This window comes from Bradyrhizobium sp. LLZ17, assembly GCF_041200145.1.
Taxonomy (GTDB): domain Bacteria; phylum Pseudomonadota; class Alphaproteobacteria; order Rhizobiales; family Xanthobacteraceae; genus Bradyrhizobium.
Window position 1 is genome coordinate 3,726,051 of sequence record NZ_CP165734.1, and the last position, 14,996, is coordinate 3,741,046.

The 14,996-nt window shown below is 58.1% G+C and carries 13 protein-coding genes and 3 pseudogenes; 4 read left to right on the forward strand and 12 right to left on the reverse strand.

Annotation, left to right across the window (positions count from 1 at the left end; translation table 11 throughout):
- Positions 1–265: 265 nt before the first annotated feature.
- From AB8Z38_RS18090 to AB8Z38_RS18135, 10 genes and pseudogenes are all read right to left on the reverse strand, one after another.
- Positions 266–595 (reverse strand): hypothetical protein, encoded by a 330-nt coding sequence (locus AB8Z38_RS18090; RefSeq protein ID WP_369726343.1) that lies wholly within the window; start codon positions 593–595, stop codon positions 266–268.
- Positions 582–1,103: pseudogene (locus AB8Z38_RS18095) on the reverse strand (thermonuclease family protein). Before AB8Z38_RS18095 ends, AB8Z38_RS18090 begins: the two are co-directional and overlap by 14 nt.
- A gap of 397 nt (positions 1,104–1,500) precedes the next feature.
- Complete coding sequence (locus tag AB8Z38_RS18100; RefSeq protein ID WP_369726344.1) at positions 1,501–2,505, reverse strand: nucleotide kinase domain-containing protein; 1,005 nt, start codon at positions 2,503–2,505, stop codon at positions 1,501–1,503.
- A gap of 354 nt (positions 2,506–2,859) precedes the next feature.
- Entirely contained in the window at positions 2,860–3,723 is an 864-nt protein-coding gene (locus AB8Z38_RS18105) for a hypothetical protein (protein ID WP_369726345.1), read from the reverse strand.
- Positions 3,724–3,728: 5 nt separating this feature from the next.
- Positions 3,729–4,376 (reverse strand): C1 family peptidase, encoded by a 648-nt coding sequence (locus AB8Z38_RS18110; protein ID WP_369726346.1) that lies wholly within the window; start codon positions 4,374–4,376, stop codon positions 3,729–3,731.
- Between the two features lie 2 nt (positions 4,377–4,378).
- Positions 4,379–5,389: an ImmA/IrrE family metallo-endopeptidase gene (locus AB8Z38_RS18115; RefSeq protein ID WP_369726347.1), complete on the reverse strand. Its 1,011-nt coding sequence runs from the start codon at positions 5,387–5,389 to the stop codon at positions 4,379–4,381.
- Positions 5,379–5,771 carry a helix-turn-helix domain-containing protein gene (locus tag AB8Z38_RS18120; protein ID WP_369726348.1) on the reverse strand — a complete coding sequence of 131 codons (393 nt, stop codon included), beginning with the start codon at positions 5,769–5,771 and terminating at the stop codon, positions 5,379–5,381. The genes AB8Z38_RS18115 and AB8Z38_RS18120 overlap by 11 nt, the downstream gene beginning before the upstream one ends.
- Positions 5,768–6,109: a hypothetical protein gene (locus tag AB8Z38_RS18125; RefSeq protein WP_369726349.1), complete on the reverse strand. Its 342-nt coding sequence runs from the start codon at positions 6,107–6,109 to the stop codon at positions 5,768–5,770. The genes AB8Z38_RS18120 and AB8Z38_RS18125 overlap by 4 nt, the downstream gene beginning before the upstream one ends.
- Positions 6,110–6,444: 335 nt before the next feature.
- Positions 6,445–8,118: a MazG nucleotide pyrophosphohydrolase domain-containing protein gene (locus tag AB8Z38_RS18130; RefSeq protein ID WP_369726350.1), complete on the reverse strand. Its 1,674-nt coding sequence runs from the start codon at positions 8,116–8,118 to the stop codon at positions 6,445–6,447.
- Positions 8,119–9,136: 1,018 nt separating this feature from the next.
- Positions 9,137–9,308 (reverse strand): annotated as a pseudogene (locus AB8Z38_RS18135) (DUF3606 domain-containing protein); the annotation flags it as partial.
- 82 nt (positions 9,309–9,390) lie between these two features.
- Here AB8Z38_RS18135 and AB8Z38_RS18140 point away from each other — a divergent pair.
- Positions 9,391–9,889 (forward strand): annotated as a pseudogene (locus AB8Z38_RS18140) (DNA ligase); the annotation flags it as partial.
- Between the two features lie 95 nt (positions 9,890–9,984).
- On the opposite strand, the gene AB8Z38_RS18145 reads toward AB8Z38_RS18140, so the two are convergent.
- Both AB8Z38_RS18145 and AB8Z38_RS18150 read right to left on the reverse strand, forming a co-directional pair.
- Positions 9,985–11,445: a ThiF family adenylyltransferase gene (locus AB8Z38_RS18145; protein WP_369726351.1), complete on the reverse strand. Its 1,461-nt coding sequence runs from the start codon at positions 11,443–11,445 to the stop codon at positions 9,985–9,987.
- Positions 11,446–11,468: 23 nt separating this feature from the next.
- Positions 11,469–12,290 (reverse strand): E2/UBC family protein, encoded by an 822-nt coding sequence (locus AB8Z38_RS18150; RefSeq protein ID WP_369726352.1) that lies wholly within the window; start codon positions 12,288–12,290, stop codon positions 11,469–11,471.
- A 99-nt stretch (positions 12,291–12,389) separates the two neighbouring features.
- On the opposite strand from AB8Z38_RS18150, the gene AB8Z38_RS18155 reads away from it, so the two are divergent.
- The 3 genes from AB8Z38_RS18155 to AB8Z38_RS18165 all read left to right on the forward strand — a co-directional run bounded on the left by AB8Z38_RS18155 (position 12,390) and on the right by AB8Z38_RS18165 (position 14,234).
- Positions 12,390–12,761 (forward strand): helix-turn-helix domain-containing protein, encoded by a 372-nt coding sequence (locus tag AB8Z38_RS18155; RefSeq protein ID WP_369726353.1) that lies wholly within the window; start codon positions 12,390–12,392, stop codon positions 12,759–12,761.
- Positions 12,758–13,654 carry an ImmA/IrrE family metallo-endopeptidase gene (locus tag AB8Z38_RS18160; protein ID WP_369726354.1) on the forward strand — a complete coding sequence of 299 codons (897 nt, stop codon included), beginning with the start codon at positions 12,758–12,760 and terminating at the stop codon, positions 13,652–13,654. The genes AB8Z38_RS18155 and AB8Z38_RS18160 overlap by 4 nt, the downstream gene beginning before the upstream one ends.
- A gap of 232 nt (positions 13,655–13,886) precedes the next feature.
- Positions 13,887–14,234: a hypothetical protein gene (locus AB8Z38_RS18165; RefSeq protein WP_369726356.1), complete on the forward strand. Its 348-nt coding sequence runs from the start codon at positions 13,887–13,889 to the stop codon at positions 14,232–14,234.
- Positions 14,235–14,996: the final 762 nt, after the last annotated feature.

The following is a 14,996-nucleotide window of genomic DNA, read 5'->3' on the forward strand; positions in this document are numbered from 1 at the left end:
GCATAGCGACCCGAAGGGGCACGCGGGTCCGAGTGCAGCGACGAGACCGGTTTAATAGCGGCACCCGGGAACGGGGCAGTGCTAGCGGTCGCCGCAGGCGAGCCCCTTTTCCGAGTGCCCCCGGCGAGGAGCTCCGCATCCGCTTGCGCGAGGGATCGAAGCCGGATGGCCGAGACGCAAAGCGGCTCGGTTCACGAGAGCCCGGTGCGGCGACAGCCGCACGCGCTCTGGCCGACCAACTCCGCCAAAAGTTGAATCAGTGGATCTAGATTTCCTCGCGCGCATTGGTCTGCGCGTCATAGATCCTGATCTGAAGCATGGGAAAACGCTTCTTGAGCTCTTCGCCACCTGCCCTGGCACCGTCTCTGGTTGTAAATTCGGCCTTGAGCCGGCCGTCCACTTCAAGCGCGTAACCAGAGGCCGGCAATTCACCGGTGGCAGCAACCATTTCATTCCCATTGTGCAGTGAGGTGATTGGGAATGATGGGTAGCGTGAGTCGCCCAGACGGCGCCAGAGCCACTTGCCCAAGTCCGGTGACAGGCCAACCCACGTTGTGGATTGGCGCCTTGCCGGAACCGCATCAAGGATGGGCATTTGCATCGTCCGAACAGGCGGACGGCTTTCCACTTGCGCGGATGCATGCTCGATAGAGCCACGGCTCCACGTAGCTGCCCTTCCAGACACCCTGGCCGGTGCGCTCAGCCTCGCGCTGAGCTTCACGATACCTGCCCTTCGAGTATTGGGGCCAATTCAACGCAAGCCCGTTGCGCACAAGCCATTCCCCGAGATCCCTTCCCGCGACCGAGCAGGTCGCAACCGTGCGGCCATACGGGTCGAGGCTGACTGGAACACAATTGACGGGACGGCGGGCAATGAAGGCGTCAAGGTCGTTCGCGGCCTGCGCACCGCAACGATATTGCAAGCTGTCTTCGCCGCGGCACAGCTGGCTGCTCTACGGTGCATCAATGCCCCAAAGCCGGATGCGCACGCCATGCATGTCCAGCGTGTCGCCGTCGATCACGCTGGTCTGTCCGACAAAATCATCGGCCCAGGCCACGCTCGACAGAATGGCGAGAATCAGTGCGACAGAGGTTCGACGCATTCCAATGACCTTAAACCTGTCGCAAATCTCGCGGATTGGATTTCCGCCAGTTCTCGAGTGATGTCAGCGCCGGCAGGTTCTCGGGCCGCTCGAGATAGTGAACCTCTGTCCCGCGCACCGCCTCTTGTCCGCTCGTCCTAAGACGAAGCACACTGTTCGTGAAGATCCGAGCGGGCCACCAATGATGGAATGGCAAACGTGGAGCAGGGACAAGAACTGCGAGCGGCTGTTGAGCAGGAGATTTCCAGGCGGACAGCTACGGTCCGACCGACAGCGTCTCAACAGTTGTGAAGGGTCCGAACTGGACCTTTGTGGTTTGTGATGCAGCCCAAGACCGCGCCTTCATCCACTGTGTCAACCTGGGGCTCCGTTGTAAGCATTCTGGCTACGAGTAGATTTAGAATAATGATGGTTGCACCGGCGCTGAAAAAGCCGATTTACGCGCTGTCGGTGGATACGGCACGTGTAATTCCCAACGGGCGGGGAATTGCGGTGTTGGTGGAGGCAGCAGATGTTGACGATAGATCTGCTTGATCCGTGTTCGGTTGGCTACGCCACCAATCTCGGGATGTGCCACGCGAGCATATTTTGAAATCTCGCAAAAAACGTTCTGACAATCTATTGGCTGGAGGGGGCGCCCATAGAGACCCGAAAAGCGCAATCCCAGTCTCTTGAACTGCGCGTCCTGCTGTTCCGCCATCCAAAAAATGATCTGCTCCGGCGTCTTTCCAGCGGTGTCCGTAAAGCATTTGGAAATGCCGTCGAGCGCACCGGGACCGGCGACGACAAAATCAGCCTCGGAGAAGTCCAACATCGAGGCGTAGTTCAGGTCGATCGAGTATTGAAATGCGAGGAACTTTCCAATTCCTGGATATTTCAAAATGAGCTCGTATACGGCTTGGAGCGACGGCGCCTGACAAGCTTGCTCGGGAACCCGATCCTCCATCATCTGCAGCAAAAGCGCTATATGATTGCTGTGCTTACGCGAATGACCGTAGGCCGGCGATGGCATGATGTAGGCCGCCGAATAGATGCTCTGTCCCCGACGGCGCAGTTCCTCCAGCCCGCGGTCAAGAGCCTCAGGATCAAGATGCGCCCACGTGATGGGGCCAAGACGCCGCTCCAACGCCTCCCATGTCTCGATCCGATTGAAAATCTTGAACAGCATGGTGCGAAAGAACACCTCGCGGGGAGCTTGGGGCCGATCGGGCCGCGTCTGCACTTGCGCGATGAGGTACTGACTGACGCGATCGGTTGCGCGATAGGTGTTCGTGAACCGATAGGATCTCAGAACGGGATCCGTCGTGCATGGCTCGAAGGGCTCGGCCAAGCGGCGATAGAACATCGCAAGCCGCTCTGCCGCAAACCGCCAATAGGTATCGAAGACAATGGTGGGGGTCATTCGACGCCTTATACTTGGGGCTGCCGCCGACGATATAGGGTCGGTCCAGCGGACAACGAATCGGCGCTACGATATACTGTCCAAAAGAGACAGTCACGCGGCCCTCGTGCAGTCGCGACAAGACGGAAGAAAGCGCTGATTGGGCGGCTATCGGCGAGCCTGAGCCAGCGGAAGGCCGGGCAAGCGACCGAGTTGGAGGGAGCCTACATGCCGCTGTTACGGCTTATCGGCCTGCTCAGCGCACGCGAAAAATCCTCACAGATACACGACGCAATTTTCGAACTGTATGCTGGAGTGCCGCCCGCGCTGCTGTCGCACGTCGCGCCTCCCTGTACAGTTTGTGACGTGGCGTTGTTACGGCCGATCCGGATGAGCAGGAGCTCCGATTTGAGCAATGGCGGTCGAATTGACCGCTGCCTGCGATGGACGATCGTTGAAGAGGTTTCGGCACTGCCGAATGAGGGCGTTTGCCTCACTCAGGGTCCATCCCTGCACAACGCCGTCATGGTCCTTCTTTCCTGCGTCGATTTCAGCGTGCGTGGATACGCAAGTCAGCGAACCCAGGGTCGCGTCTGCTTGAGCAGCGACGAAAGCTTGCAAACGCCCAAGCCCAATGAAGTTGCCGAGGCTTCGCGCGACATACATGTGGTTACGATACATCGCCGTGAGCAGCAGGGTGTTGTCGTCTGTAAGCTTGAAACTCAGGAAGCTTAAGCACTGTCGGTTCGACACTTTGCCGGCGTCCCGAGCCGGATCATAGATCGTCATTTCGTACGCATTACGGTAGGTCCGGTCTGACGCAATCTGAGTTTTCATAAACCGCACAAGGTCATCGAGGGGGTTAATGAGCTTAACGTCTTTGCCATTGATTTTTTTCCAAACCGTCATCCGATCGAAATAGCGGCCCCAATCGCGGGTCATTTGCTTCATCCGCGGGAACAACTCACCGTACGCGGCATAAAGCCCGTCAGGACCGTGCCGATCAAGCAGACTTTGGGGAAAGATGGTGTTTGCTATGCTCGAAATGCTATAGGCGTGATGCTCGCGAAGAAATGTGTCGACCGTTGTCAGGATCGCATGGTCGACTGGCGCAATCGATATCGGATCGGCGATATCGATGATGACATTGTGAGCCTCGCCACCGGCATCCTGCACGGCGGCGGCGGCGGCGATCCAGGCTTGGGCGTTCGACTGCTGGGACGGAATTGGCATGTACATGGACGTCACGGCTCCGTGGTCAGGATGGCAGTTGCAATAAGACGGGGGGCCAAATAATTAGCCGCGAGCCACGCACACCCCTGAAGGCCCCAGGCCTCGCCCCACGAATTGCGGATCAGCACGAATCTAGCGCCCGCTTTTTCGCCGTACCCGACCGCGACCACCGCGTGGCGTCGTTTGGAATCGATCGGCTCCGTGGCCAAGATTGTCCCATCAGCACCAGGGACATAAAACGCGTTGGACAAGCTCATTGTTACGAGGACAGGCGAACCGGCATCGAGGCGATCGAGAATCTGTTGAAAGTCCGGCGGCTGCGTCCCGTGATTGCGAAAGAACAGCTCTGCAGGTGATCCCGGCGGCTTCCAGGAGGCGAGATCGATAACGTGGTTGCGAATATAAGGCCAGTGGGCTTCTCTGGGCTGACCGTCCGACTTGATGGTCTCGAGCATCGAAGCGAGCGTCGAGCCATCTCCGGGCGTCCCACCATCACGCTTCACAGCGTGGTAGTAAGCCCACTCCGTCGATAGTGGCGTCCAGCCGGACCGCATGGCCGCATGAGTGTCACTTGCTGCGAACGCGAGGCACGTGGGACGAGAATGCTGGTCCCGCGCCGTCCCGAAGCTGCCGCGCAGGTCGACGATGCTCTTGATCATGGTTATGCCGCCTGCAACACCCGTTTTAGTTCAGGCTCCCACATGCCCGGGCTTTCGGGGCCGCGCAGATCATACCGAAGAAGTAGCTGGTGAAGGGGCGTATCGGCGGCCCAGGGGCGTGCCTCTTGAAGAGTGACCTCGCCCTCCACACGATCTTCGGACCTGGCAGTGACAGTGCGGGTCAAGACCCCTCCAATTGTGTCAGGACAGGCGTCGTCGCGATCATCTATAACGAGCGCGAATCCGGCGTCGCGCAACTGATCGAAATTCCAAAGATAACCGGCGCCACTGTTCTCTCGGAGCTTCATCACGAAGAGGTCATTCCGGCCACCTTCAATAAGTAAGCCTTCATCGCGCTGGGTCAGGAGCCAAACATCGGACCGCCAATCGGGCGGCTCGTATCCAGCAAGGAAATGCTGCTTGATCGTCTTCGGCTCGACATTGACCAGCCGCGCGCATTGAGCGCTGCTGATCACCTTGTGCCTTTCGAGGGCATAGCAGGTGGCGCGATAGCTGGTGCCGAGCCGCAGTGAAGCTTGATAGACAAATTCCGGTTCGGTCAGCTGACGTGCTGACCATCCGTGGCGCTGTAGAGTTAATGCAATAAGCCAAGCTGGACTTAAGAACATCGATGCGAATGCGTCGGCCTCACGCTCCTGCCGATTGGCGCGCCCGGCAGTCGAGAACGGAGATCGCCGCAAGATGCTCGCGTCATCCAAACTGGGCTGATGACTCATATAGAGATGTCCCAGCTCATGAGCGCCGGTGAACCGCTGGACGGGGAGCTGCCGTTTTGTGGTAATCAGAACTCCGAGCTCTTCTCCCGGCAAATAAGCGCCAAGCAACTTGTCTAGCGGCTGGAACATCAATGTCGCCCCGAGCTTGGCGATAGCTCCGAATACATCTACCCGGCTACCACCGCCACGCTCGATCTGTTCGCGAATCCCGAGATCACGATGCAGAGTGTGCGCGGCCTTTGCACCGGACAATATGGCTGCGCGATTATCGGCCATCGGATCCGGCCTTTGCGCGAGCGCGGGATTTCAGGAAATCGGCAAAGCGCGCCAGCTCTTGGCGATCCTGCTGGGAGAGCGCCGCCGCAGCCCTCGCGACATGTGCAACCTCCTTGGGAAGCTCCGATCCAATTTCAGGATCCTCCCCCGTGAACCACGCCAATGGGCGCTGATACAATTTAGCTAGTCGTGAGAGTTCGATAGCATCTACTTTGCGCGTACCAGCCTCGACATTGGAGAGAGCGCTCCGCGGAATGCCGAGTGACTTGGCCACATCCTCCTGCTTAAGACCCATATACTCGCGCGCCTGCTTCAGGCGTTCGCTGAGCCCTATGCGATCAGCTTCGGGTGAAGGCTGTGAAAAACCAAGTCGATCCTTCATGATGTTCTCTCACTGGTCAGTTGATTCCATGCGGCGCTCGCTTCACACAGGAGGTCATTCACACAGGCCTCGGCCGAGTCGTAGCCGCCTTTTGGAGAAAACGTCGCGGGCAACTTGATGCCTAAAAGCTCCTCGACCGCGCAGATCACCTCGACTGCAACCAAAGAGTCGATTTCGGGCTCCCAGGAAGTAGCTGGAACGATTCCAGGGATCTGGGGTACTCTCGGCCTCAGAATGGCCTGGTCAGCGGCCTGGACGGCCAAAGTATCCCTGATACACGCCTCCACTTGCATGGCAGGGAAAGCCGCCGATTGCGTGGTCGAAACTGCCGTGGGCATGAACGCCTCCGTAGCCCTGCTGAAAAGGTCGCGTCTGATAATCGCACTAACGATATACACCATGTCCGATTTTCAGACAAGAGCCATGTATCCTGAGAGGCGTTCATTTTGGCTGAGCGCCATATTTTGTTGTAACTGTCTGTTTCTACAAGGAAACATCTGAGCCTCTCCCTAAAAAACCCGATGGTTCGAGGCGCGCCTTCCGCGCCTTGCAAACGCGCACAATTAGATCCGTCGGGGCTCGAGGGAGATAGAGGGCGTGGCCGCATCAACTGCTGATCGGGATTGCCGGACCAGGTGCATGGACGGGTTTTGCAGTCGCGGTCCACGCATGATTAATTTGATACATCGCGCAAATCCGCGATGGCGCTTGCCGTGCAAATCGTTGCTCCAGCCACAGCAGTGAAGGCGACCCTATAATCGACAGCCTTCAACTTCCAAGCTCTTTCCTGGACTGCTTTGGTGGCCTTCATATAGACACGCTTTGTGCGATCCAGCCGAACCTCAAGCTCAGAATAGAGCCCGCACGATTCTTTATCCAAATCGAGAGAGTCGAGAATCGCGCGCTTTGCGGCCACTGTTTCCGAGACCAGGGCCATTTGACGCGCCCAATCATACTCAGCAGCGCTGAGTATCTCTCCGCCGAGGGGCGCTTGCGAATTGGCTGATCCCATGCCAAGACCAACTGCGGCTCCATGGATCGATGGAGACACTATCGGCGAAAACGTTAGTTTGCGCGCAGTGAGATTAACGACGACGGTCCCCTGCTTTTCATTGCAAAGGCGATAGAACATTTCGCAGCCTTCGAAAACTGCATCTTCCCATTCCCAGAAGGCATTCTTCTCGACCTCGAGGCCATCAACGTACATCCGCAAGGTTTTCAGCAGCCTAAAGTTAATAAGGCTGCGAGCAGGAAAAAGTCGCGTTGGAGCGCCAATTCCGCAGCAGCCAGCCGCCTTCGCCTGCTTGTCGCCCTCGGAATGAATAGCCTTGATAACAAGCTCCTCGACCACCTTGGCCCGGCCGCCGTCTTCGACCTCATCGACACGATCGTTCGCACTGTCGCGTTTGCGTCTCATGAGGCCTCGAACAACCGGCGACCAACCCAGATGGGCAATCAGAGCAAGATGAATAACATCATGGAACCTGTATCCATCGTCATCGTAGAAATTGTCGGTTAGATCATCGCCAAGCGGCCTGCCATCGAAGTACATGCGGGATTTTTGGGGACCTACGCGAACGAACGCCACCTCAAACAACCGTGGGAATTGTTCTTTTGTATCGCGCCCTTCATCATGTAGTGGCGTGTGCGCGCCTCGTTCTGAGCGAAAACGAACCTTTGCGCAGTTTGCTTCCACCACATCATCGAGGGACATGTGGTATAAACTTGCCATCGCCGACAAATGCCAGGTGATTTCCCCAAGCACGATGTTCGACGGGCGGTCGGCTACATTCTTGTTCAGTGTGATCTCGATCTTGGGCAGTGTTACTCGCAAAAGCTCTGCACCGAGCTGCCAAAGCACGGCCAAGCAGACTTCGAGCAGAACGCGGCCATCAGTGCGCGCCGTCTGAAATGCCAGGTGCTGGTAGGCATCGAATGTATAGCCGCCCACAGGAGGGAAATGTTTTGCTGCCTCCAAAAATTCCGCTCGCTTTGCAGGGTTTAGAGAGGTCTCGATTTTCTGCGCACGTTCGTCTGCGCTGCCGATTTCAGCTCGTAGTGCTGCAATATCAGCGGCGAGGATGTCGAAATGGCTGTCATTGGTAATCTGAGAGACCGAGTAGCAATACCAGAGCGCATCTCCGAGCTCCTCTTTGATTTCGTCATTGGGTCGGTCCCAGCGCGCCTCTTCGCCTCCTTCGGCGAGGATTTTCTTCTTTATGGCGGCGACGAGCGACCCGATTTCGCCGACCAGGCCGTACAACGCGATGGAGCGCATTTCCTCCTTTGGCTTGTGAGCGAACTGGGTCGTCGTGCGAACAAAATCGCTGTAGTCCTCAACGTTCATCTCGGCTCCATCGTAAAATCTTGTTTGCCCTGCAGTCAAAGACTCTCGGTCGGCTGGCTGATCTATGTAAGTACGCCTTAGTCAACTCTACTTGTTTGTGATGCCCAACCATAACCACTGCTTGTATCAGTTCGCGTTTAGCGGGCTTTCTGACACGCAGGCCCAAACTACGAAAGAGAACGGCTATATAAGACTTGCGGCTGATAGTCCCGCTACTCTGCCGCGTTCGAGCGGTTGCAGAGGGAGATGGGCATAACCGCTCCGAGCTTGCGCATCAATTCACCGATTGCCGCCGCATTGCAGCCTTTCGGCACACGCCGGCCGTTTTGAGCAGATTTGCTGCATCATCATCTCTCGGATCTCATTTCGTGCGGAGGATATTCGGATGGCAAGGGCGGGAGCTCTGCGGGGGCGGCAGCAGGCCGCACCCCGGGAACGGGGCAGTGCCCCCGGCGAGGAGCTCCGCATCCCTTTGCGGTAGCGATCGACGCCGCACGGCCGAATGCCGTCGTCGAGCGGTTGAGGCAAAAGGCGCTGCAACGCAGTCTACTAGACGCGGTGCTGAAAATCGTCATGCGCGACGCGGACAAAGAAACAAGATGCTGCGTGGCTGGTTTTGCACAGGCCGGCGGAAGACGTCGAAAAGCACGTGCCCCGACGACTTGGAATCCCTGCTCTGTGTTAGCAGCCGGAATGAATCGAGGGCCGCGAGGATTCGTCGTTCGCGGAGGGCGATGTTGATGCTGATGAAGAAGGAGCGGCGGACGGCGATCCGCACCTTATGAGGGTGGCGATAGCCGCAGGGGCGATCCGCGACTGTGAGTACCACGCACGGATGCGGGATCGCGCAGACCCGCACGTGCGTGAGCAGGCGTTCGAAATCGCCCGCTCAGGATCGGCCACAGGGCCTTTCGGCGCGGTCACCGAGGTCCTGAACTCAATCGCAACACCTGCCCCGAATGCCCGCCGGAGGTCTAGGCAACGTTCCGAACAATCGACACCAGCAAAGATGACTAGCGCGCGATGCGGCGCGCTTCCGGCTGTTGCCGACCCTCCTGACAGATTTCTTAACCGCTGACGCCGACCGTGCTGTGTTTCGTGGACTCGTACCACTTCATACGTTGCCCGCCGGCCACACGGGCCCGGTCCTGCTTGCGCCCGCGCGCCGTCTTCTTCTTCGCTACCGCCATCGGCTCCTCCCGTCGGATTAATAACAACCAACGCAGTAAGCGATTCACGGAATCCGTAAGGATTCGAACTGTGTCAGTTTGAATCAGCTGTTGCCTGGAGCGCTTCAGCTTCATCGGACCGGCCTTGGCAACCTCGATCGAGAAGGTGCCGTCCGGCAGGCGATGGATTCACGAAATCAAGTTGGACGGGTGCAGGTGCATCTGACCAACGAGGTGGCCAAGATCTTTACTCGGCGGGGACACGACTGGACCGCACCGCTTCAAGAAGGTCGCCCACGATGCCGGGCGCATCAAGGCGCTCCGCCGTCATCAACGGCGAGATCGTCGTTCCCGCCGCCGACGGCACGCCGATTTCTCGGTGCTGCAGAACGAGCTCAAGCGCAAGTCGACCAAGATCGTGATGGTGGAGTTCGATCTGCTCTATGGCTTCGGAAGCTGCCGCTGATCCAGAGGAAAGCCGAGCTGAGAAGATCGTCGATGGTACCGACGTCCAGTTCAGCGAAAGCCTCCAGATCGAGGACCGCGAGATGTTCGCGCACGCCTGCAAACTCCGTGTAGAAGGCGTCGCCTTGAAGGTGCGAGACGGTCCTAAGCACTACCTCTACGTCATTGTCGTCGCGGATGTCGAACGTGTCCGCACCTGTTGCAAGGTCGAAACGCATGCATCCGTTACCCGTCAGCCGATGAAAAGGTGCTTGAGTGCGCGAGAGATTCGCTGGAACAGGCTCGGCGTGTCGGTGGGCAATTTCTTGACAACAGGATCTCTGTTCGCTGGAGGAGCGCCAGTCACCTCAAACCCACAGTGATCCCCCCGTGCGGCGATATCAGAAAACAGACATTCGGGGCTGCATTTCCCATGTTCGCTCGGCTCCATAAAGCTGCCGACGAAATGATAGAGCTGCTTACCGGGATTCGATCGGCCAAGAGGATCGAGGACCATCGCCAGCATTTGGAGCGTCTGAAGACTCGCGCAGGCCATCGAAAACGCAAAAACGTTCTCGCGAGCTTTTAACGGATGGCCCTTCTCCAAGCCTTGGATGTAGGTCGGGTCGTCCAGGTACCCCTCGCGTTCCAGCTGAACAAGCCCAGCGTCGTACTGCCCCATGCATTGCATACATTGATGCCCCACAGTGACTGTATGAGCGCGCCAGTCAGCCGCGGCCAACTCCTCATGGCGGTTCGTGCGAACGGAAATGCCACCATCAATGACAGGAATCAGGTGGGCATAGGCAATCAAATTGAGGACATGTCTTCCCCAAGGGCGATCAACGCAGGAAAACAGAACGTCGCAATCCAGCGCGGCACGGAAGCCGACTTCCTCGTAGACGGCGGCTACCAGCGGAAGGGCGTCGAATCTCGCCCCGGTCGCGCATTCTCCTAAGTGGTCAGCCAATGCCGTTGCTTTCAGCGCCCCGACGTTGCCCCGCTTCGCGTACAGGAGGCGGTCCAGATTTTTGATTTCGATCTTGTCGAAATCGATGACCGTGATGTCTTCAATCCCAGTACGTGCCATGCCCTCAGCGATCAAGGCGCCAACACTGCCTGCTCCGATGATGCCCACCCGAAGCCTCGCGAGGTTGGCTTGCTTCTTATTCCCCCAGGCGGAAATCGTTCGAATCTGCGCTTCTGTCCCATGCGGGACCGGCGCGAGCGCTTCCATAAATGTGGTTCGAAGCCTTTCTCCAACCACGCGAACGGTGGCGCAGTCCCGCCTCGCGTACTGGCGTGGTGCCGTGCGCTCCCAGAATCTGGCGCTCCAGGCCCCATCGCCAGCCATCGTCAAGCCGACAAACGGAAGTCTTGTGGCGCCATAGGCGGCCGCTGCGTGACCTTGCTCGGTATTGATGTCGTCCGGACTCATGCCTTGCCATGCCATACCACCGGGATGGCTGTGCATGAGGGCTAGGCCCGCGCCTGCCTGCGCGGCTTCCGAAAGGGCTCGGGTGAAATAGTGGGATTCGAAGCTGGCATTCCCATGTACGTTCCGCTCACCCTCTCGCGGCAAGATCAGCCGTTCAACCACTGCGGTCGTCCGCGTCTGCGCTGTGCTTGGATGCCAGAGCGCGAAGCAAAGATCTTCCTGGCGGTCGGCGCGTAACAGGTGACGTCGGGCTAGCGCGTCGACCGCCTCGGACATGGCCGCACTTCGGACGGCCCTTGTCATTGCGTGTCCCACAATTTCCATACGTGGCTCATGTAGGTGGCGACCGCCTTCTTCGCGGCGCCCCAGTTCGTGTAGGGGCGAGACCAGTAGTGCCATTCACCACCCAGCGCTTGCTGAAAGTCCGCGCTGTCATGAATGCCACCGGTCGGGTGTGCGCCTCCGCCTTGATTGGGATAAAACCTGGGCGACACGTGGATTCCCGCGGGCGATGTCATCGGGAAGTCTCCGGGTACGACTAGACCCAGCTTGATCTGCCGTCCGGCGAATTTGCCGGTCGGAATTTCGTAATCGAAGTAAACATGCTCGGTCTTGCCGGGGGCAATCGCGGGATTGAACCCGAGCGATTTCAGACCCGCCATGAAGAAAGGCACGCCACTTCTCGCGGTCCCGTCGGAGACCGGAGCAGGACCGACCGAGATGACCTGAAAGCTCGCACCCTCATGCAATTCGAAGGGAACCTCGCCCTTGCCCTGAAAACTGGCCTGATGATGGGGATCGGTTTCGATGAGGTAGTGTGTTGCGATATCCAGGCCGGAGAAGTCCTTGATAATCGCGTTCGGCGTCCACTTGCGCTGTTCGGTCTCGTAATTCTCGCCGTCCACCGAGAAATGGATGATTTTCGGATGGCCGTGGGCTTCCTCAAGTTCTTCCTCGGCCGCATCGAGTTCTTTCTCGGCCGCGTCCAGGTCCGTCATGCCGTGGCCGATCTCCTCCTTGGCCTTGTCGATGTCGGCCTCGGCCTTCTTGATCTCGTGCAGAGCCTCTGCCTCATCGTGGCCGCTGACCTCGCGGCCCTCGTCGCCGTTCACATTTTCCATGGCTGTGGTTCCTTTCGATTGTGCTTGCGCCATGCGCTTCCGCCATGGCATGATTGACGATATCGCCATGATGCCCTTAAATGGCGAAACCGTCAATAGATGGATGTCGAACTCGCCATGAACGCGGAAGCTACTGATATCTTTAGGGAAAGACTGAAAGCAGCGCGAGAACTGCGAGGATTGAGCCAAAGCCAGCTGGCTGCAAAGGCGGATCTTCCACCGAGTTCAGTCTCGCATTTTGAATCGGGCGCCAGGAAACCCTCCTTTGAAAACCTCAAACGGCTCTCCGCCGCCCTGGATGTCACTACCGACTACCTCTTGGGCCGTGCGGATACGCCCGAAGCATCGGGCACTGTTGGGCGCCTTCACCGTGACATCCACAACCTGAGCCACGACGACATGAAGCTAGCCGAGGATTTTGTCGGTATGCTCCTGAGCCGGGCCAATGCAGACAAGAAAGGCCGCTCTTGAGCGCCAAGCCCCGCATGGCCCGAAAGATGATCGCGGAAGGTGCCGCAAGCGTTGTCTTGCGCGAAATGAAAATTGAAGGCTTGCGGGTGGATCCGATCGAGATCGCCACCCGCAAGGGCATCGCGGTCGAGGCTAAGCCGAGTACCGTTCAAGGCGTATCCGGCATGTTGGTGAAGGCTGGCGATAACTTCGGCATCCTGTACGCGACGCACGTGTCCAGCAAAGGGTTTCAAAAATTCTGCGTCGCCCACGAGCTTGGGCACTATTGCATCGAGGGTCATGCCAATGCGCTGCTCGCGCATGGCCCGCACTATTCCCATGCGCACTTCACGTCGAACGATCCGTTCGAGATGGAAGCCGATCATTTTGCCGCCGCGCTGTTGATGCCGGAGGTGCCGTTCCGCAAGGAGGCCAACCGGAATGATCCTGGTCTCACCGCCATCGAGACGCTCGCCAGGGACTGCGAAACGTCGCTTACTGCGACGGCTATCAGGTACGCAGGCCTTACGCGTGACGCGGTCGCCGTGATTCTTAGCACGGGACCTTCCATCGACTGGTGCTTCATGTCCGAAGGGCTGAAGCAAGCTAAGAAGCTGGAATGGATTCGCAAAGGTACGCCAGTCCCGAGCGGAACGGCTACCGAGAGTTTTAACGCGCAGGCTGAAAATGTTAGACTCGGCAAAAAGGACTCCAGTGACGGACGTCTGAACGACTGGATGGGGGGAGAGCGGGTCTATCGCATTACCGAGGAAGTCGTCGGGCTTGGACAGTACGGTCGCACTCTGACCGTTCTGACTTGCGAGACCCTAATAGCGCAGGCAAACGGCGACGAATCCGACGAAGACGGCGAGGCTGAACTCGTGGAAAGCTGGACCCCTAAATTCCGGCGCTAGCGCCGCGGTCTGCCTTTCGGATCGCGTCGGAGCTAACTCGCTGAGTGCATAGGCTCCGCGGAGCGCGCATCACATCGGCCGGACCGGAAGGACTTTTGTCCGCGACATCGCTAGGCCTTTTGGTCGAAGCCATCACTCGGTCAGCCGCCCCTGCATCAACATCGACAACAGAAAGCACGGCATGATCGCGATCTCCGGCCTGTGTCCAGCGTGAAGCAAAACCGCGGACAGCATGATTACCATCAAGAAGGTGATCAATATCTTCCAAGATGGCTCGTCCGCACTCGTAGCGACCTCCACAAAAGGGGCACATAGCCCACCTACCCTACATAACGCACAATTCTTACCTGAGATTGGCAAACGAGACACTAAGCTGCCGGCGCACCGGCGCATCAGCACGAGCGGCAGCGTGCAGCAATCGAAGGCGGCTGAAGGTGTGGTTGTAGGCGACACCGAGCGAGAAGCGGGTGTTTTCATCGTAACGCTCGAGGTCGGCAGGATGCTCGGAGTCGAAGCGAAATTGCGCGTTGCCACTCGAGCTTTGTCCTATGAACACCGCGATGAGGTGTCGGCGAACTGATCCCCCCTGATATCGACGATGAGGGAACCGCGCCCGAGCCAAGCGTGAAACTGCTCATCGCGAAATCGCAGAAAAACAGGAGCGTCGCGTCCCCGCATGATCCTCGAGGAAATACTCGAACGTGACGGGCAGATTCCGAGGATCGCAGCGCTCGATCGCATCGCGAAAACGTTCGGCAAGAACGCGAATTCGAGAGGAGTCATCCATTTCTCGATCGGCCGCATTCATGTTCAGGAGCTTCAGGCCACAGACCGGACAATCAAGGCATCCCGGTATACCGTCATCGCGAGATCCGTTGCAGGATCATCACCGAATGCATTCCGGACAGCGCATTGGCATCGAAGCAGGCGTCTACTAGCGCCGCCGACTTGCTCCAGCGGTTTAGAAAGTCGGAAGCCAGTAGGGCGGAACATTAGTACATAACGGCCGGGGCGGCGCCACTCCTGTTCTGCCCCCATTATCGAGAAGACGCCTTGCAAGTCCGACCGCCCGCGCTGGCGCCCGGATGCTTATCCAGCTGCCCTCCCGAGCATACGAAGAGCACGAATCCCTTGCACAGCATTTTCAACTACTGAAATTCACGACTTGCTGCCTAAAGTCGTGGTAAAGAATTCGCACTGCTGACTGCGGCAAAGGGCACTCCCACTCGGCACTTCGCGCGGCCGATCCCGATGCACGTCGATCATGATGATTGGCCCCTTGAGGCGGCGGCAACGGCCTCACATTTCATAGGAAAGCTGCCATTCAACTCATTTTTGAGAG